Origin of the sequence: Paenibacillus qinlingensis, from assembly GCF_031455095.1 — a bacterium.
Classification (GTDB): Bacteria; Bacillota; Bacilli; order Paenibacillales; family NBRC-103111; genus Paenibacillus_E; species Paenibacillus_E qinlingensis_A.
In genome coordinates, this window is record NZ_JAVDSB010000027.1 from 29,005 (window position 1) to 47,529 (window position 18,525).

The following is an 18,525-nucleotide window of genomic DNA, read 5'->3' on the forward strand; positions in this document are numbered from 1 at the left end:
AAGGGTTAGTTTGACTTGTTCCTCAAAAACATTTGCCCTTAACCATTAAAAAGAGGCAGCCACCTCCATAAACACGTGGCTACCTCTTTTAGTATATAGAATTACTCTACAGCAACTGTTTCTTTTTCCAAATCTTCATCTAGAACAACAACTTCGTTAGGGTTTGTGATTCGAATATTACGGTATCTCGGCATTCCTGTTCCTGCAGGGATCAGCTTACCGATGATAACATTCTCTTTCAAACCTAGCAATTGGTCGACTTTCCCCTTGATTGCTGCATCTGTCAAGACACGTGTAGTCTCTTGGAAAGAAGCCGCAGACAAGAAGGAATCTGTTTCTAGGGAAGCTTTCGTGATACCGAGCAAGATTGGACGAGCAACTGCAGGCTCATTTCCAGCGAACAAAGCAACTTTATTCGCAGCTTCGTACTCGTGAATATCAACAAATGAACCAGGTAGAAGCGTCGTATCACCAGCATCTACGATGCGGATTTTACGTAACATTTGACGAACCATAACTTCAATATGTTTATCGTTAATTTCTACCCCTTGGTTACGATATACACGTTGTACTTCTTGAAGAATATAGTTCTGAACGCCGCGGATACCTTTGATGCGAAGCATTTCTTTCGGATCGATAGATCCGTCCGTCAACTCGTCACCAGCTTCAACTTGTTGATTCAACGAAACACGTACGCGGGAACCGTAAGGAACTGCATACACTTTGGATTCCGCTTCACCTTGAACTTCGATTTCACGACGATCCTTAGCTTCACGAATTTCCTTCACGACACCGTCGATTTCAGAAATGATCGCTTGACCTTTCGGATTACGTGCTTCAAAGAGCTCTTGAATACGCGGCAAACCTTGAGTGATATCGTCTCCGGCAACACCACCGGTATGGAACGTACGCATCGTCAACTGTGTTCCTGGCTCACCAATGGATTGCGCGGCGATAATACCAACTGCCTCACCAACCTCAACGAATTGACCAGTAGCCAAGTTACGACCATAACATTTTTTACAAACACCATGATTGGTGCGGCAGCTAAGTACAGAACGAATTTGAAGTTTCTCGATACCTGCTTCAATAATACGATCTGCAATACCTGATTCGATAAGCTCATTACGTTGTACGATAACTTCACCAGTTTGTGGATGACGAAGCGTTTCGTAAGCGTAGCGTCCTTCAATACGATCGTAAAGATCCTCAATGACCTCTTTACCGTCTTGAATTTTGCTAACCATGAAGCCCTTATCTGTTCCACAATCGTCTTCACGAACGATAACGTCTTGTGCAACGTCAACGAGACGACGAGTCAAGTAACCGGAATCCGCTGTACGAAGTGCTGTATCGGCAAGACCTTTACGCGCTCCGTGCGTGGAAATAAAGTATTCCAAGATTGTCAGACCTTCACGGAAGTTCGATTTAATCGGCAACTCCATAATTTTACCGGATGGATTCGCCATCAAACCACGCATACCGCCAAGCTGTGTAATCTGAGATTTGTTACCCCGTGCTTTGGATTCAACCATCATGGAAATAGAGTTGTATTTATCTAGGGATTTCATCAAAATTTCAGTGATTTCGTCCTTAGCTTTACTCCAGATCGCAATAACGCGGTCGTAACGCTCTTCATCCGTAATCAAACCACGACGGTATTGGTTCGTAACTACGCGTACTTTCTCTTCACATTCCTTAAGGATTGCTACTTTTTCAGTTGGAACAACAACGTCAGAGACTGCTACGGTAATACCAGCTTTCGTAGAATACGTGAATCCAAGCTCTTTAATTTTATCAAGAATCATCGACGTTTGCGTCGTGTGGTACTTACGGAAGCACTCGGCAATAATTGACCCTAAATATTCTTTACCTACCGCTTTGTTCTCATCGCGTTCCAACATGATAGCTTTCAGATCTGCACCTTTTTCAAAAACGAAATGCGCATCTGGAATACCATTCAAGAGGTTCGTTTTGGTCGGCTCATTGATGAATGGGAAATCAGCTGGATAGATTTCGTTCATAATGATTTTACCGATTGTCGTGATCAACATAGCGTTTTGTTGTTTCTCAGTGAAACTTGTTTTATTCAATGCTCTAGCAGGGATCGCAACACGAGCGTGTAGTGCCATTTTGCCCGATTGGTAGGAAGAAACTGCTTCATGAACGGTTCTAATGATAGAACCAGCACCTTTAGCGAATTTGTTGTCCGTTGTTAAGTAGAAACTCCCCAGAACCATATCCTGTGAAGGTGTAACAACCGGCTTACCGTCTTTCGGATTCAAAATGTTACCTGATGCTAGCATGAGCAAACGAGCTTCAGCTTGTGCTTCTGAGGACAATGGAACGTGAACGGCCATTTGGTCACCATCGAAGTCAGCGTTGTAAGCTGTACATACGAGCGGATGAAGTTTAATAGCGCGACCTTCAACCAGAATCGGTTCAAAAGCTTGAATACCCAATCTATGCAGCGTAGGTGCACGGTTCAGAAGTACCGGGTGCTCCTTAATAACTTCTTCTAGTACATCCCATACATCAGGACTTACGCGCTCAACTTTACGTTTCGCACTCTTGATGTTGTGAGCCAAACCTTTATTTACAAGCTCTTTCATTACGAAAGGCTTGAACAGTTCAAGCGCCATTTCCTTCGGAAGACCACATTGGTACATCTTCAGGTTAGGTCCTACTACGATAACGGAACGACCAGAGTAGTCTACACGTTTACCTAGTAAGTTTTGACGGAAACGACCTTGTTTACCTTTCAGCATATGGCTGAGGGATTTCAAAGGACGGTTACCCGGACCAGTTACTGGACGGCCGCGACGACCGTTATCGATCAAGGCATCAACCGCTTCTTGAAGCATCCGTTTTTCATTTTGAACAATGATATCCGGTGCGCCTAGGTCGAGCAATCTCTTAAGACGGTTGTTACGGTTGATAACGCGGCGATAGAGGTCATTCAAATCGGATGTCGCAAAACGACCACCATCAAGCTGTACCATCGGGCGAAGCTCAGGCGGGATAACTGGCAGTACATCCAGTACCATCCAACCAGGCAAGTTCTTCGAGTTACGGAATGCTTCCATAACTTCCAAACGCTTAATCGCACGGTTACGGCGTTGACCTTGTGCTGTTTTGAGTTCTTCTTTGAGTGTATCCACTTCACGTTCGATATCAATATCGATGAGAAGCTTTTTGACAGCTTCCGCACCCATGCCTGCTTGGAAAGCATAACCGTACTTCTCGCGATAGCTACGGTATTCTTTCTCAGACAAGAGTTGTTTCTTCTCAAGAGGTGTATCACCTGGATCCGTTACTACGTAGGATGCGAAGTAGATAATCTCTTCCAAAGATCTTGGAGACATATCTAGTGCAAGACCCATACGGCTAGGAATCCCTTTAAAGTACCAGATGTGTGAAACAGGAGCAGCAAGTTCAATGTGCCCCATGCGTTCACGACGTACTTTTTGACGGGTTACTTCAACGCCACAGCGGTCACAAACAACGCCTTTATAACGAACGCGTTTGTACTTACCGCAATGACATTCCCAATCTTTCGTAGGTCCGAAGATCTTTTCACAGAAAAGACCTTCTTTCTCAGGTTTTAAGGTTCTGTAGTTAATCGTTTCCGGCTTCTTTACTTCCCCACGGGACCAAGAGCGAATTTTATCGGGTGATGCCAAGCCGATTTTCATAAACTCGAAGTTGTTAACGTCCATCAAGGAGCAACCCTCCTTTAAGAAATTTAAACCCACTTTACAGTGAATCGTTCTCGTTCTAAAGCTATGTTACTATTCGTTGACCCCAAGCTCGGTGCCCTCGATGTTTAGGTTTAATTTATCGCTTGTCACTTCGTCGTCGTCGTCAGCTTCACGCATTTCAATCTCTTCTTCGTCGCCAGATAGGATTTTAACATCCATACCTAAACTTTGAAGCTCTTTGATCAAAACTTTGAAGGATTCCGGAACGCCAGGTTCTGGAACGTTCTCGCCTTTGACAATGGATTCGTATGTTTTCACACGGCCCACAACGTCATCTGACTTAACGGTAAGAATTTCTTGCAATGTATAAGCAGCCCCATAAGCCTCGAGTGCCCATACCTCCATCTCCCCGAAACGTTGTCCACCGAACTGCGCTTTACCACCCAGCGGCTGCTGAGTAACTAGAGAGTAAGGTCCTGTGGAACGGGCATGGATTTTATCGTCAACCATGTGTGCTAGTTTAATCATGTACATAACGCCAACGGTTACTTCACGCTCGAAGGACTCTCCTGTACGACCATCGTACAGAATTGTTTTACCGCTACGTTGCATACCTGCTTCTTCCATCGCATCAAATACGTCATACTCACGTGCTCCGTCAAATACCGGTGTTGCAGCGTGGATACCGAGATACTTGGAAGCCATACCCAAGTGAACTTCAAGCACTTGACCGATGTTCATACGGGATGGAACCCCTAGTGGGTTAAGAACGACTTCAACCGGCGTACCATCTGGAAGGAAAGGCATATCTTCTTCAGGGAGAATACGTGCTACTACCCCTTTGTTACCGTGACGTCCCGCCATTTTGTCACCCTCGGAAATTTTCCGTTTTTGAGCGATATAGACACGAACGAGTTGGTTCACACCAGGAGGCAGCTCATCGCCGTTCTCACGCGTAAATACTTTCACATCAACAACGATACCATCTGTACCATGCGGTACGCGCAGGGACGTGTCACGAACCTCACGAGCCTTCTCACCGAAGATGGCGTGCAGCAATCTTTCTTCCGCTGTCAATTCTGTTACACCTTTCGGTGTTACTTTACCAACAAGGATGTCGCCAGCGCCGATTTCAGCACCAACACGGATGATTCCGCGCTCATCAAGATTCTTAAGTGCGTCTTCCCCTACGTTCGGGATGTCGCGAGTAATTTCTTCTGGTCCAAGCTTCGTATCACGAGCCTCGGACTCGTATTCCTCGATATGGATTGAAGTGTACACATCTTCTTTAACTAGCTTTTGGGATAACAAGATCGCATCCTCATAGTTGTAACCTTCCCAAGTCATGAAAGCTACGACTACGTTGCGCCCAAGCGCCAATTCGCCTTGTTCTGTTGATGGTCCATCTGCAAGAATATCGCCTGCTTTAATCAATTGACCCTTTTTAACAATCGGACGTTGATTAATACAAGTACCTTGGTTAGAACGCATAAATTTGTGAAGCTTATATTTAACGATGTTGCCGCTAACTAGTTTGCCATCCACCATTTCTTGGCGGCGCAACCAAATTTCGTTCGCAGCAGCCTTCTCAATAATTCCATCAAATTTGGAGACAATACATACTCCTGAGTCCTTAGCAACCTTGTGCTCCATTCCCGTACCTACAAGCGGAGCTTTAGGGATAAGAAGTGGAACAGCTTGACGCTGCATGTTGGAACCCATCAATGCACGGTTGGAGTCATCATTTTCAAGGAACGGGATCAACGCTGTCGCAACAGAAACAACTTGTTTCGGAGAAACGTCCATGTAATCGACACGTTCAACCGGAAGTGTTAAGTTGTCATCTTTGTAACGAACGATAATCGCATCTTCGACGAATTTGTTCTCTTCCGTCAACTTCGCATTCGCTTGTGCGATAACATAGTTATCTTCTTCATCCGCTGTCAGGTACGCGATTTGATCTGTAACCAAACCTGTCTTTGGATCTACCCAACGGTAAGGTGCTTCAATGAAGCCGTACTCGTTAATACGGGCAAACGTGGACAAGGAGTTGATCAAACCAATGTTCGGTCCCTCAGGGGTCTCAATAGGACACATACGGCCATAGTGAGAGTGATGCACGTCACGAACTTCCATCCCTGCGCGCTCTCTCGTCAAACCGCCGGGCCCGAGTGCAGATAGACGTCTCTTATGCGTCAACTCAGCAAGCGGATTCGTTTGGTCCATAAATTGAGATAGCTGGGAGCTACCAAAGAACTCTTTGATCGACGCGATAACAGGACGAATATTGATCAATGCTTGCGGCGTGATCACGTTAGCGTCTTGAATCGACATACGTTCACGAACAACACGTTCCATACGGGAAAGACCGATACGGAATTGGTTTTGAAGCAATTCACCTACAGAACGAAGTCTACGGTTACCAAGATGGTCGATATCATCCGTATTTCCAATACCATGCAGTAAGTTAATAAAGTAGTTAATGGAGGAAATGATATCGGCAGGCGTGATGTTCTTGACAGCTTTATCAATAACACCGTTAGAAATAACCTTAACTACCTTGCCTTCTTCTGTTGGTGAGTAAACGTTAATGCACTGAACAGGAATTGTATCCGCGCCAGTAACACCCTTTGGAATCGTAAACTCTTTATATCCCGCACCTTTTTCAATAAAAGGAAGGATTTCATCAAGCACACGACGATCCAACAATTGCCCAGCTTCAGCAATGATTTCTCCCGTTTCGGAATCTACCAAAGTTTCAGCCAAACGTTGATTGAACAAGCGGTTTTTGATGTGTAATTTTTTATTAATTTTGTAGCGACCTACGTTAGCTAAATCGTAACGCTTCGGATCAAAGAAACGAGCAACGATCAAGCTTCTTGCATTATCAAGTGTAGGCGGCTCACCTGGACGAAGACGCTCATAGATTTCAATTAACGCTTTTTCCGTAGAATCCGTGTTATCTTTATCTAGCGTGTTACGAATATATTCGTTATCGCCAAGTAGATCTAGAATCTCAGCATCCGTACCAAAACCTAATGAACGAAGCAATACAGTAACCGGAATTTTACGTGTACGATCAATACGAACGTAGATGATATCTTTCGCATCTGTCTCAAGTTCCAGCCATGCTCCACGGTTCGGAATCACTGTTGCCGTGTAAGTTTTTTTGCCGTTTTTATCCACTTTCGTGCTATAATAAACACTGGGAGAACGAACGAGCTGGGAGACGATTACACGCTCCGCACCGTTAATAATGAACGTTCCCGTATCAGTCATAATAGGGAAATCCCCCATGAACACTTCTTGTTCCTTGACCTCACCGGTTTCCTTATTAATCAAACGGACTTTGACTCTTAACGGCGCCGCATATGTTACGTCGCGTTCTTTGGATTCATCAACCGAATACTTAGGATCGCCTAAGCTATAGTCAATAAACTCCAGTACTAGGTTCCCTGTAAAATCCTGAATCGGGGAGATATCCTGAAACATCTCACGAAGTCCCTCTTCCAAAAACCACTCATACGATTTTTGCTGGATTTCAATCAGGTTTGGAATGCCCAGAACCTCATTAATTCGTGCATAAGTCCTGCGTTTACGTCGTCCAAATTGAACAAGATGTCCCGCCAACTTTCATTCACCCCTCAACTCTACTCAATAAATAAAAAGAAAGAAGAAAAACTTCGACCGACGTACACTCAGGACGCCTCCGTTAGTGGAGCCCGTCCGAATTAAGCGACTGTATGGATGAAGGTTTTTTTCTGTATTCAATAAGACTTTATCAAGAATTTCTTCCCATCCTGTTAGAATTTCCCAAAATTCAAACATTATACGTTACTCGTTCGAATTTTATTCATATTGGCCGAAAAAAAGACTTGACATTTTTACCAACTAAAGACATGTGTCCCATCTTAATACTGACATTTTTTAATAATATCACATTTGAAATGTCAAGTCAAACAAATTCCCACGTATATTCCCAAACTTATTTCGTTGCCTTGAGAATTCGGTAACCTTTATCCTTCGAGACCTCGACCACTTCGTTATACATGGACTCCAGTTTCTTCACGGCTGATGGCGATCCTTGCTTCTTCTGTATAACAACCCACAGGGAGCCTCCGTCTTTCAAACAATCGTGCGCCTGTTCGAAAATCCGATGAACCGTTTCTTTCCCAGCGCGAATCGGCGGATTAGTTAACACAGCGTCGAACTTTTGATCTTTTACACGTTCCAACAAATCGCTTTGTAGAATCGTGACATTCGTAATGCCGTTTCGCCGCGCATTTTCTGCCGAAAGTTCAAGGGCTCTTTCATTAATGTCGACCATTGTCACATGACCTTTCGGGCACATCACCGCTGCACTTAACCCCATTGGTCCGTAGCCACAGCCAACATCTAGAACACTCGCATCATCCGATAACACCATTGTTTCTATTAAATGCTTACTCCCGTAATCAACACCTTTTTTCGAAAACACACCCGCATCCGTTAAAAACGTATATGTCTTACCGCGAAGTATTTCCTTCGTTGTATGAACATCACTTTTTACGGTTGGTCGTTGTGTGTAATAATGCTCTGACACGATTGAATTCCCTCCTTTTTTACCTATAGGAAAATCCAATAACCACGTGCGTTCCTAAGGCTTTCCTAAGGGTAAAAACTTAGGTACTATAATGTTGAAAAAAACCTCTTGAAGTCAAGCTTCAAGAGGTTTCCTAAGAAAAAAAAATTACTTAACTTCTACGGAAGCGCCAGCTTCAGTAAGCTTAGCTTTAACAGCGTCTGCTTCTTCTTGGCTAACTTTTTCTTTAACTGCTTTTGGAGCTCCATCAACAAGGTCTTTCGCTTCTTTCAGGCCAAGACCTGTGATTTCGCGAACTACTTTAATTACGTTGATTTTGGATGCGCCAGCGCTTGTCAAGATTACGTCAAACTCAGTTTGAGCTTCTTCAACTGCTACTGCTGCGCCACCGCCAGCTGCTACTGGAGCTGCTGCTGTTACGCCAAACTCTTCTTCAATTGCTTTAACCAGGTCGTTCAATTCCAAGATTGTCATGCCTTTGATTGCTTCTAGGATCGTTGCATTTGTGCTCATGGTTAAACCTCCATTATCATTAATAAATTAGTTTTTTTGTTTGTAAAACGTTTCGTACTTGAAAATTAAGCTTGACCTTCAGCTTCTTTTTTCTCTGCAACTGCTTTAACAGCAAGAGCAAAGTTACGAACTGGAGCTTGAAGAACGCTAAGCAACATGGAGAGAAGACCATCTCTGGATGGAAGTTCTGCAAGTGCTTTGATTTGATCGTATCCAACTACGCGGCCTTCGACCACGCCACCTTTTACGCTCAATTTATCATTCTTTTTCGCAAATTCAGTCAAGATTTTCGCTGGAGCAACTAGATCGTCTTTGCTGAAAGCAATAGCAGTTGGACCTGTTAGGTACTCATCCAATGCGCTTAGTTCAGCATTCGCCGATGCGCGTCTAGCCAACGAGTTCTTGAGAACTACGAATTCAATACCAGCTTCGCGCAGGCTTTTACGTAGCTGTGTTACTTGAGCTACGTTCAAACCGCGGTAGTCCGCTATGATTGTAGAAGCACTAGCTTTAAACTTCTCAGTCACTTCAGCTACTGCTAGTTCTTTCTCTGCAAGAATTTTCGCGTTTGCCATAGTACACCTCACTTCTTATGCATTTATCTTTCAAGATCGCAAACAGTAGGAGCAATAGCATTTCTTATCTATGAATAAGAAATGCCTTCGTAGACGCTACGAAGGCATGATGTGTTCACTTTTTCCCTGATGTACAAAGAAATCGTTATATATATCATAACACCTCGGTAGGAAATTAAGCTTTGAAGCACCTACTGTCTACGGTTTGCATATTCATTTTTAGGACCTTTGATAGAGTATCACGCCCAGCAACCGAAGTCAACTGGTAGCTTTTACTTATCTGAAGGATGACAGGTTCACACGTACGCTTGGACCCATTGTGGAAGATACAGCAATGTTCTTAAGGTAAACACCTTTAGCCGCTGCTGGTTTCGCACGAACAAGTGCATCAACCAATGCTTTGAAGTTTTCGTTCAACTTGTCTGCATCGAAAGATACTTTACCAAGTGGAGCATGGATTTGACCCGCTTTATCAAGACGGTATTCGATTTTACCAGCTTTGATCTCTTGAACAGCTTTGGTAACGTCGAAAGTAACTGTTCCTGCTTTAGGGTTTGGCATTAAACCTTTACCCCCGAGGATACGACCCAGTTTACCAACTTCGCTCATCATGTCCGGAGTAGCTACGCAAACATCGAACTCGAACCAACCTTGTTGAATTTTGTTGATCATGTCTGCATCACCAACAAAATCTGCACCAGCTGCTTCAGCCTCTTTTGCTTTCTCGCCTTTTGCAAATACGAGAACGCGTTTTGTTTTACCAGTACCGTGTGGAAGTACAACGACACCACGAACAGCCTGATCTTGTTTTCTTGGGTCTACACCCAGACGAACTGCAACATCTACAGTTTCATCAAATTTAGCAGGAGCTGTTTTCTTAACAAGCTCGATTGCTTCTGACGGATCATACAAAGTTTCAGCATTTACAAGCTGAGCTACTTCGCGGTATTTTTTACCGTGTTTAGGCATAATATTTATCCTCCTTAGTGGTATTAGCGGATAATCCTCCCACCGAGCGACCTCCATGTTTTCGTAGAAAACACTTCTGTAGGCTTCGAGCTTACACAGTCGCATTCCTTGCGGAATTAATCTTCGATGACGATTCCCATGCTGCGAGCAGTACCCTCAACCATACGCATTGCAGCCTCAACGGATGCAGCATTTAGGTCAGGCATTTTTTGTTCAGCGATTTCGCGAACTTTAGCGCGTTTCACAGTTGCAACTTTCTTCTTGTTCGGTTCGCCTGATCCTTTTTCGATACCAGCAACGACGCGAAGTAGAACTGCAGCCGGAGGCGTTTTAGTGATAAATGTAAAGGAACGGTCCTCGAATACTGTGATTTCAACCGGAATGATTAGACCAACTTGATCAGCAGTACGAGCGTTAAACTCTTTACAGAAAGCCATGATGTTCACACCTGCTTGACCCAATGCTGGACCGATCGGTGGTGCTGGATTTGCTTTCGCAGCTTGAACTTGAAGCTTCACGATTTTAATAACCTTTTTTGCCATGATAGACACCTCCTTGCAGTAATATAGGAGTCTTCGACGAATCAAAGCCTCGCTATTCAAAGATCTAAGCGATCCCACTAACGTAGGTCTATCCCAAGGAATAGACCTGGTAGAGCCTTTTGGTTGTCACGTTCTTAGAGTTTCTCAACTTGGTCGAAATCGAGCTCAAGCGGTGTTTCTCTTCCGAACATGTTGACATGCACCTTCAGTTTCCCCTTATCGGCAATAATCTCTTCGACAGAGCCAACAAAGTTTGCAAATGGACCAACCTTAACGCGTACAGTCTCTTTGAGTTCGAAGTCAATAACTTCCTTCGGCTCTTCCATTCCCATATGCTTAAGAATTGATTCAACTTCTTCAGGTAACAATGCAGTTGGTTTAGAGCCGGATCCTGTAGAACCTACGAATCCAGTCACTCCTGGCGTATTACGTACTACGTACCAAGAGTCGTCCGTTTGAATCATTTCCACAAGAACATACCCTGGATAAACTTTACGCATGACAACTTTCTTCTTGCCATCCTTGTTCACCAGTTCTTCTTCCATAGGCACAAGCACACGGAAGATCTTGTCCGTCATTTCCATAGACTCAACGCGCTTCTCTAAGTTGGCTTTCACTTTGTTCTCATACCCTGAATAGGTATGTACGACGTACCATCTTTTTTCCATGAATAAATTCACCTATAGTCCTGTTTATTTAAAAACAAGGCGCAGCAACTCAGAAATTCCTAGATCCAGCACAAAAAAATAAATAGCAACAAAAGTTACTGTACCTATAACGACAAGCGTATAAGTAGTCATCTCTTTGCGACTTGGCCACTTGACCTTTTTGAGTTCTGACCAACTGTCGGTGAAGAAGGAAAAAGTGGATCCGAAGCTTTGTCTCATTCTAGCCAAGAACGCCACAAACTACACCTCCAAAGAACTACCTAGTCTCGCGATGAGCAGTATGTTCATTGCAAAATTTGCAATATTTCTTCAACTCAATACGGTCGGGATTGTTGCGCTTATTTTTAGTGGATGCATAGTTTCTTTGTTTGCAATTTGTGCACGCTAATGTGATGATGACCCGCATGATGTACACCTCCTACAGACACTTTCTAATTAAAGCCCTTCTAAGCGCATCAAAAAGAAAGCGACTTTTAGGGCTACCTGAAGTACTTTATCACAACTGTCCCCCGAGTGTCAAGGTAGAAGTCTCACAAATGCAAGAGTATCACCAGTATAGGCTGTCCCGCGGGTTACTAAACATGTGCAGAAAGAAAAACACCCGTACAGCACTCGCGGCACGGGCATTTCTATAAATCTCTAACTTCTAAATACCGCTCAAGCTTGCGCTTAACACGTTGGAGAGCATTGTCAATTGACTTCACATGGCGATCGAGATCTACGGCAATTTCTTGGTAGGATCTGCCATCGAGATAGAGCATAAGAACTCTACGCTCTAAGTCGCTTAAAATTTCTCCCATTTTATCTTCAAGTCCCGTAAACTCTTCTTGATTAATAACCAGTTCCTCGGGATCTGTTACCCGGGATCCGCTAATCACATCGAGCAGCGTACGATCAGAATCTTCATCATAGATGGGCTTATCCAAGGACACGTAGGAATTAAGAGGAATGTGCTTTTGACGAGTTGCTGTCTTAATCGCCGTGATGATCTGTCGTGTAATGCACAGTTCAGCAAAGGCTTTAAATGAAGCAAGCTTGTCTCCTCGGAAGTCACGAATAGATTTATATAAACCTATCATTCCCTCCTGCACAATATCTTCTCGGTCTGCACCTATCAAGAAATAAGATCGCGCTTTCGCACGAACAAAATTCTTATATTTATTGATAAGATATTCCAAAGCTTCGCTACTGCCTTCACGGACTGCTTCGACAATGTCTTCATCTGGCTTGAGGTCATAATCATACATTCTCAGTTCTTTGAGGTCGACACTCACCAACAATCCCTCCGGCCTGCAAGACTACCCAGATTTCACTATAAAAGTTAGGTTAAGTATACATGATGAAAACTCACACCGTCAACGGGGAACCCCACCATTTCTAGCATTTGGAGGATTACTCGCCTCTTCGCATCCGTTCAAACTGCGCTTTCATTTCGTCGCTCAGCTTGCCATTGAATGGATTGCGTTTGGTTGTTGTCTCTGGCACAATGCGTTCACGGACCTCTTTACGGTTCTGTTTGATTTTCACTAGCAATTCCTTCGCCGGCATCCGGAGAGCCCCTTTGCCAAATATGACATGCTGCTCTATCATATCTGATGTCGCTACGAATATTTCCTTGCGCCGCCCCATTAGATTCGTAACCAAGCGTTCAATTCGCTCATCAGCGGTTTCCTTCTCTTTGGTGTAGAGCACGGCCAGTTTATTCTGCACATATTTCTTTCCCAGACCAGGTACCATGTAAGCATCAAAAACCAAGTAGACTTTCATTCCTGAAAAGGATTGAAACTCTGCAAGCATATGGATCAGACCGTCACGCGCACCCTCAAGATCGGTATCCTTTAACTTACTTAACTCAGGCCAGGCTCCGATAATGTTGTAGCCATCTACAATTAGGATCTGTTCCATCCCAATTAGCTCTTATTGCGCTGTCTTACCACTTCATACATCAATACACCCGCGGCAACGGAGGCATTCAACGAATTAACATGTCCGGCCATTGGCAGCTTAACTAAGAAGTCGCATCTTTCTTTAATGAGTCGCCCAACACCTTTACCCTCGTTCCCAATAACTAAGGCAATCGGAATTGTAAAATTAGCTTTATACACATCCTGAGCAGCCGAAACATCCGTTCCTGCAACCCACACGCCTTGTTCTTTCAGTTGTTCTATCGTTTGAGCGATGTTCGTTACACGGGCAACAGGTACATATTCAACGGCACCAGCCGAGGTTTTGGAAACCGTCGCTGTCAAGCCTACGGAGCGGCGCTTCGGAATAATCACACCATGAACCCCCGTACAATCTGCTGTTCGCAGAATGGACCCTAGGTTATGAGGATCTTCGATTTCATCTAGAATCAAAATGAATGGCTCTTGGCCAAGGGCTTTTGCTTTGGCTAAAATATCTTCAACCTCCACATACGCATACGCTGCAACTTGTGCAACGACACCTTGATGTTGGAGCCCCTCTGCCATTTGATCCAGCTTACGCTTGTCTGTAAACTGCACGATAATGCCTAGATTTTTGGCTTCTGCCACAATCGGTCCTGCGAATTGCTTCTGAGCACCCTCGGCAATCCATATTTTATTAATCGTCCTTCCAGCACGAAGCGCCTCCAATACGGAGTGCTTCCCGCCGATAATGTCTTCATCCATTCTAATTCCTCCTAAAGGTACACACATGCTTGTCTATTTCTGTTTGGGGTCATGCGAGATCGCGAAGTCTAATATCTCTTTCAATCGCTCATAAGATTGTTTGTAATATAAATATCCGATTAAGCACTCAAACGCGGTGCTGTGCCGGTATTCCAGCACATCCGCGTTTTTCGCTGTTGTTCCTGACTTGGCATTTCGTCCCCGCTTCACGATATCTACTTCTTCTTCAGTTAGTGTTGGCATCAACGCAGTCAATAATTTAGATTGCGCTTTAGCTGAGACAAATCCCGTAGAAGCCTTATGCAAATGGTTCGGGCGATGGTTAGCCCCAGAGATGACATATTGCCGGATGTAGACTTCATACACAGCATCCCCAATATACGCCAACACAAGCGGATTTAATAAATTCGGACTTTTGGAAGGCGGGAAAGCAAATAGGTTAGCTAAATCTTGATTCTGTTCACTCATTTGCGGCGCCAGCGTATACCTTGTGGTGTATCTTCAAGGAATATCCCCTTCTCTGTTAGCAAATCACGAATTTCATCCGCGCGAGCCCAATTCTTCGTTTTGCGCGATTCCGTGCGTTCGACGATCAACTGTTCAATCTCTTCATCCAGCAATTCATCTGCTTGCTGCGTAAGAATGCCCAGCGTTGCATCGAATGCCTCTAACTGCGCCATGTATAACTTTAATGCATCTGCATTGACCCGCTCCTGTTGCAGATACAAGTTCGCTTCCGCAACGAGATCGAATACAGCGGTAATGGCATCCGGCGTATTAAAGTCATCATTCATTTTCTCCACGAATTGATTCGAAATCGCCTGTAATTTATCTGTCATTCCCGCTTCAACTTCGCCTGTGGCAGACGCAGTAGCAAGGCGGTGCTTCATATTATCGTACGCATTCTGAATCCGCTCCAGCGCATTCGCTGCTTGCTTCAAGCTTTCATCGCTAAAATTAAGCGGATTCCGGTAGTGCGCAGATAACATAAAGAAGCGGAATACTTGCGGTTTAATTTGTTTAACGAGATCTCGGATTAATATACCGTTTCCGAGTGATTTCGACATTTTCTCATTATCGATATTCAGAAAAGCATTATGCAACCAATAATTGGCCATGGGATGACCGGTTACCGCCTCGGTTTGCGCAATTTCACATTCATGATGAGGGAACGTTAAATCTTGCCCGCCGCCATGAATATCAATCGTTTCACCCAAATATTTGCGCACCATCGCTGAGCACTCAATATGCCAGCCTGGGCGACCTTGGCCCCAAGGACTATCCCAATAAATCTCACCTGGCTTCGCCGCTTTCCATAGGACAAAGTCCTGCGGATTCTCTTTGCGCTCATCCACCTCAACACGAATGCCGTGCTGAAGTTCCTCCAGATTTTGCTTAGAGAGCTTGCCGTAATCCGCGAATTTCAACGTTCTATAATACACATCGCCACCCGCTTCGTATGCGAACTCCTTCTCCACAAGCGCAGCAATGAAATCGATAATCTCTTGAATATTATCCGTTACACGCGGATTCAGCGTGGCATCATGAACACCTAATGTTTGGATATCTTCCAAGAAAGCCGCGATGAACGTTTCGGCAAGATCTGGCACGGAAACCGCCATCTCTTCGGCTTTCCGAATCATTTTATCATCCACATCCGTAAAGTTTGTGATATACGTGACTTCATACTGCTGCGACTCCAAATAACGACGAACAACGTCGAAAAATATAACAGGCCGGCCGTTACCAATATGAATGTAGTTATACACGGTTGGACCACATACGTACATCTTCACTTTTCCAGGCTCAATGGGAACAAACTCTTCCTTCTTGCGAGTTAACGTATTATATACTTTGAGTGTCATGTTCTCCTCAATTCTCCATTCTTCTTCCGTTCTTCTTCAAGCTGGTATTTCAAATCATTGATTTGACTCTGTAATTCTTGGAAAATATCGACGATCGGATCGGGCAAATTACCATGATCCAATCTATTCACACGGACGCCGTCCCGCTTCACAATCTTGGCAGGAACGGTTACAACCGTACTATTGGAAGGAACCTCGCGAATAACAACTGCATTAGGACCAATACGGGCATTTTCACCTACAAGGAAGGATCCTAGAACTTTGGCGCCAGACCCAATAACTACATTATTTCCAATTGTTGGGTGTCTCTTACCTATTTCTTTTCCTGTTCCCCCTAAAGTAACTCCTTGATAAAGGATGACATCATCCCCGATCTCACAGGTTTCCCCGATAACAACACCCATTCCATGATCAATAAACAACCTTTTGCCGATCGTTGCTCCTGGATGAATTTCGATCCCTGTCATGAACCGGCTAATTTGTGAAACGATACGTGCCAGGGTATACATCCTTCTTTTGTAAAACCAATGCCCAATCCGATGCGCCCAGATCGCATGAAGGCCCGAATACGTAAATACAACCTCAAACCAACTGCGTGCGGCAGGGTCGTTATCGAATACGGCGGATATATCAGATTTGATCGTTGACCACATATGCTCACCTACTTGCCTAGAATAATGGGATAAAATAAAAAAAGCCCCTGCAGCCCTAAGGCTGCAGAGGCGTGGTTATCGCGGTTCCACTCTGCTTGGTGACTCGGAAGTCTCCCAACTCAAACCCGTAACGTGGGTGTTCCGGCTGCACCTACCCTACTCATGGTGAGTATTCGGCGCGGCTGCTCCCAGGTGCATTTCTGATTACAAGGATTGGATAACTCACAGCCAAAGCCTTACGGCCTTGATTATCCTCTCTGATAAATCCTCACTTAACCATACTCTCCTGCTCATCGCATTTCGTATTTCATTGAGTTAAGTATAGCGAAAAGAAACCAGCTTTACAATAAGCTCTGTAGACGTGAAACGACTTTTTCTTTTCCAAGCAAGAAAAGAGACACATTCAAATCCGGTCCATGGACTTGACCTGTCAACGCGGAACGAACAGACATGAACAGCTGCTTCCCTTTGAAGCCTGTTTCCTTCTGTACCGCCTTAAGCAGTGCTGGCATCGCTTCAACAGTAAAAACTTCTGCTTGCTCGACTTGAGCTAAGAAGCTCGTCAGCACAACAGGGACATGCTCTTCTTTCAACACAGCAGCAGCTTCCTCATCAATAATCAGCTCTTCCTTGAAGAAGATCGCGGACAAATCCACGATTTCCGCCGCGTAACGCATTCTTTCTTGATTGAGGCCAACCAACGCCTCTACCCATGCCCCAGTAGTCGCGTCCAAGTCGCCCTGTTGCAGGTAGCCAGCTTTACGCAAATGAGGCAGACAAAGGTCTACGATGCGGGACAGCGGTGCCTTTTTCAAATAAGCATTATTCATCCAGTTCAATTTATCCATATCAAACACAGCCGGACTCTTAGATACACGATCCAGATCAAATTGTGCGATCAATTCTTCCTTCGTGAACATCTCTTCTTCGCCGCCAGGTGACCACCCCAGCAACGCAATAAAGTTCAGTACAGCTTCCGGTAAGTAGCCCAGCTCTTTGTACTGTTCGATAAACTGGATGATCGACTCATCCCGTTTGCTCATCTTTTTACGATCCGTATTCAAAATCAAAGATAAATGCGCGAAATCTGGAATAGGCATATCCAGTGCTTCGTACATTAAGATTTGTCGAGGTGTATTGGAGAGATGCTCTTCCCCGCGAATAACCAAATCGATTTTCATCAAATGATCGTCTACGATAACAGCAAAATTATACGTTGGGATCCCATCTGGACGCGCAATGATAAAATCGCCAATCCCATTGGAATCGAATTCCACATGCTCGCGAACCTTATCTTCAATGGCAATGATACGATCCGATGGCACACGGAAACGCGTTGAAGGCACACGGCCTTCCGCTTGATACGCTGCGACTTGCTCAGCCGTCAGATGACGACATTTGCCAGAGTATCCGCCCATTTCACCACTTGCTTCTTGCTCAGCACGCTCTTGCTCCAGATCCAATTCCGAGCAATAGCAGCCGTAGGCGTGACCGCTTGCCAACAACTTATCTTGATAAGTTTTGTAAATATCTAGTCTCTCCATTTGACGGTAAGGACCGTAAGGGCCGCCGATATCTAAGCTCTCATCCCACTCTAGACCAAGCCATCTCAAACCATTCAACTGGTCTTGGATACCAGACTCCTTATGACGGGTTTGATCTGTATCCTCAAAGCGCACAACAAAGGCGCCACCTGTCTTACGAGCTAATAGATAATCAAACAGCGCTGTACGGGCACCGCCAATATGTAAATGCCCAGTCGGACTAGGTGCATAACGCACGCGTAAAGGCTGACTCATTGTTATA

The 18,525-nt window shown here is 44.6% G+C and carries 17 protein-coding genes and 1 other annotated feature; all 17 genes read right to left on the reverse strand.

From position 1 onward, the window contains the following. Nucleotides 1-101: 101 nt before the first annotated feature. Nucleotides 102-3,722, reverse strand: a complete 3,621-nt coding sequence (gene rpoC, locus J2736_RS32480) for a DNA-directed RNA polymerase subunit beta' (protein WP_310502672.1) — start codon at nucleotides 3,720-3,722, stop codon at nucleotides 102-104. A gap of 69 nt (nucleotides 3,723-3,791) precedes the next feature. Then, nucleotides 3,792-7,331, reverse strand: coding sequence for a DNA-directed RNA polymerase subunit beta (gene rpoB / locus J2736_RS32485; RefSeq protein ID WP_310502673.1), 3,540 nt, complete (start codon nucleotides 7,329-7,331; stop codon nucleotides 3,792-3,794). Nucleotides 7,332-7,686: 355 nt separating this feature from the next. After that, nucleotides 7,687-8,283, reverse strand: coding sequence for a class I SAM-dependent methyltransferase (locus tag J2736_RS32490; protein ID WP_310502674.1), 597 nt, complete (start codon nucleotides 8,281-8,283; stop codon nucleotides 7,687-7,689). Between the two features lie 147 nt (nucleotides 8,284-8,430). After that, the gene (gene rplL / locus J2736_RS32495; protein ID WP_057313458.1) at nucleotides 8,431-8,796 is read right to left on the reverse strand and encodes a 50S ribosomal protein L7/L12; all 366 of its coding nucleotides are present in this window, start codon (nucleotides 8,794-8,796) and stop codon (nucleotides 8,431-8,433) included. Nucleotides 8,797-8,861: 65 nt separating this feature from the next. Then, the gene (rplJ, locus tag J2736_RS32500; protein ID WP_310502675.1) at nucleotides 8,862-9,371 is read right to left on the reverse strand and encodes a 50S ribosomal protein L10; all 510 of its coding nucleotides are present in this window, start codon (nucleotides 9,369-9,371) and stop codon (nucleotides 8,862-8,864) included. 68 nt (nucleotides 9,372-9,439) lie between these two features. Then, nucleotides 9,440-9,593: a sequence feature (ribosomal protein L10 leader region), on the reverse strand. 54 nt (nucleotides 9,594-9,647) lie between these two features. After that, the gene (rplA, locus tag J2736_RS32505) at nucleotides 9,648-10,340 is read right to left on the reverse strand and encodes a 50S ribosomal protein L1 (protein WP_028557507.1); all 693 of its coding nucleotides are present in this window, start codon (nucleotides 10,338-10,340) and stop codon (nucleotides 9,648-9,650) included. Between the two features lie 116 nt (nucleotides 10,341-10,456). Next, nucleotides 10,457-10,882: a 50S ribosomal protein L11 gene (rplK, locus tag J2736_RS32510; protein WP_028557508.1), complete on the reverse strand. Its 426-nt coding sequence runs from the start codon at nucleotides 10,880-10,882 to the stop codon at nucleotides 10,457-10,459. A 134-nt stretch (nucleotides 10,883-11,016) separates the two neighbouring features. Then, nucleotides 11,017-11,550 (reverse strand): transcription termination/antitermination protein NusG, encoded by a 534-nt coding sequence (nusG, locus tag J2736_RS32515; protein WP_028557509.1) that lies wholly within the window; start codon nucleotides 11,548-11,550, stop codon nucleotides 11,017-11,019. 24 nt (nucleotides 11,551-11,574) lie between these two features. After that, nucleotides 11,575-11,787, reverse strand: coding sequence for a preprotein translocase subunit SecE (secE, locus tag J2736_RS32520; RefSeq protein ID WP_047683213.1), 213 nt, complete (start codon nucleotides 11,785-11,787; stop codon nucleotides 11,575-11,577). Nucleotides 11,788-11,806: 19 nt separating this feature from the next. Then, the gene (gene rpmG / locus J2736_RS32525; protein WP_079418041.1) at nucleotides 11,807-11,956 is read right to left on the reverse strand and encodes a 50S ribosomal protein L33; all 150 of its coding nucleotides are present in this window, start codon (nucleotides 11,954-11,956) and stop codon (nucleotides 11,807-11,809) included. Nucleotides 11,957-12,179: 223 nt separating this feature from the next. Next, nucleotides 12,180-12,824, reverse strand: coding sequence for an RNA polymerase sporulation sigma factor SigH (gene sigH / locus J2736_RS32530; RefSeq protein ID WP_028557511.1), 645 nt, complete (start codon nucleotides 12,822-12,824; stop codon nucleotides 12,180-12,182). Between the two features lie 118 nt (nucleotides 12,825-12,942). Further along, the gene (locus tag J2736_RS32535) at nucleotides 12,943-13,455 is read right to left on the reverse strand and encodes an NYN domain-containing protein (RefSeq protein WP_310502676.1); all 513 of its coding nucleotides are present in this window, start codon (nucleotides 13,453-13,455) and stop codon (nucleotides 12,943-12,945) included. Nucleotides 13,456-13,460: 5 nt separating this feature from the next. Further along, nucleotides 13,461-14,201, reverse strand: a complete 741-nt coding sequence (rlmB, locus tag J2736_RS32540; protein WP_310502677.1) for a 23S rRNA (guanosine(2251)-2'-O)-methyltransferase RlmB — start codon at nucleotides 14,199-14,201, stop codon at nucleotides 13,461-13,463. A 33-nt stretch (nucleotides 14,202-14,234) separates the two neighbouring features. Continuing rightward, entirely contained in the window at nucleotides 14,235-14,669 is a 435-nt protein-coding gene (locus tag J2736_RS32545; protein WP_310502678.1) for a Mini-ribonuclease 3, read from the reverse strand. Next, the gene (gene cysS, locus J2736_RS32550) at nucleotides 14,666-16,066 is read right to left on the reverse strand and encodes a cysteine--tRNA ligase (RefSeq protein ID WP_310502679.1); all 1,401 of its coding nucleotides are present in this window, start codon (nucleotides 16,064-16,066) and stop codon (nucleotides 14,666-14,668) included. Before cysS ends, J2736_RS32545 begins: the two co-directional genes overlap by 4 nt. Continuing rightward, complete coding sequence (cysE, locus tag J2736_RS32555; RefSeq protein WP_310502680.1) at nucleotides 16,063-16,719, reverse strand: serine O-acetyltransferase; 657 nt, start codon at nucleotides 16,717-16,719, stop codon at nucleotides 16,063-16,065. The genes cysS and cysE overlap by 4 nt, the downstream gene beginning before the upstream one ends. Nucleotides 16,720-17,060: 341 nt before the next feature. Then, nucleotides 17,061-18,518 (reverse strand): glutamate--tRNA ligase, encoded by a 1,458-nt coding sequence (gene gltX / locus J2736_RS32560; protein WP_310502681.1) that lies wholly within the window; start codon nucleotides 18,516-18,518, stop codon nucleotides 17,061-17,063. Between the last annotated feature and the right edge of the window lie 7 nt (nucleotides 18,519-18,525).

What these genes read in the sequence shown, in the direction of transcription:
- rplL (WP_057313458.1), bottom strand. Translation starts at nt 8,796, where the DNA reads ATGAGCACAAATGCAACGATCCTAGAAGCAATCAAAGGCATGACAATC.
- rplJ (WP_310502675.1), bottom strand. Translation starts at nt 9,371, where the DNA reads ATGGCAAACGCGAAAATTCTTGCAGAGAAAGAACTAGCAGTAGCTGAA.
- rplA (WP_028557507.1), bottom strand. Translation starts at nt 10,340, where the DNA reads ATGCCTAAACACGGTAAAAAATACCGCGAAGTAGCTCAGCTTGTAAAT.
- rplK (WP_028557508.1), bottom strand. Translation starts at nt 10,882, where the DNA reads ATGGCAAAAAAGGTTATTAAAATCGTGAAGCTTCAAGTTCAAGCTGCG.
- nusG (WP_028557509.1), bottom strand. Translation starts at nt 11,550, where the DNA reads ATGGAAAAAAGATGGTACGTCGTACATACCTATTCAGGGTATGAGAAC.
- rpmG (WP_079418041.1), bottom strand. Translation starts at nt 11,956, where the DNA reads ATGCGGGTCATCATCACATTAGCGTGCACAAATTGCAAACAAAGAAAC.
- J2736_RS32535 (WP_310502676.1), bottom strand. Translation starts at nt 13,455, where the DNA reads ATGGAACAGATCCTAATTGTAGATGGCTACAACATTATCGGAGCCTGG.
- rlmB (WP_310502677.1), bottom strand. Translation starts at nt 14,201, where the DNA reads ATGGATGAAGACATTATCGGCGGGAAGCACTCCGTATTGGAGGCGCTT.
- J2736_RS32545 (WP_310502678.1), bottom strand. Translation starts at nt 14,669, where the DNA reads ATGAGTGAACAGAATCAAGATTTAGCTAACCTATTTGCTTTCCCGCCT.
- cysS (WP_310502679.1), bottom strand. Translation starts at nt 16,066, where the DNA reads ATGACACTCAAAGTATATAATACGTTAACTCGCAAGAAGGAAGAGTTT.
- cysE (WP_310502680.1), bottom strand. Translation starts at nt 16,719, where the DNA reads ATGTGGTCAACGATCAAATCTGATATATCCGCCGTATTCGATAACGAC.
- gltX (WP_310502681.1), bottom strand. Translation starts at nt 18,518, where the DNA reads ATGAGTCAGCCTTTACGCGTGCGTTATGCACCTAGTCCGACTGGGCAT.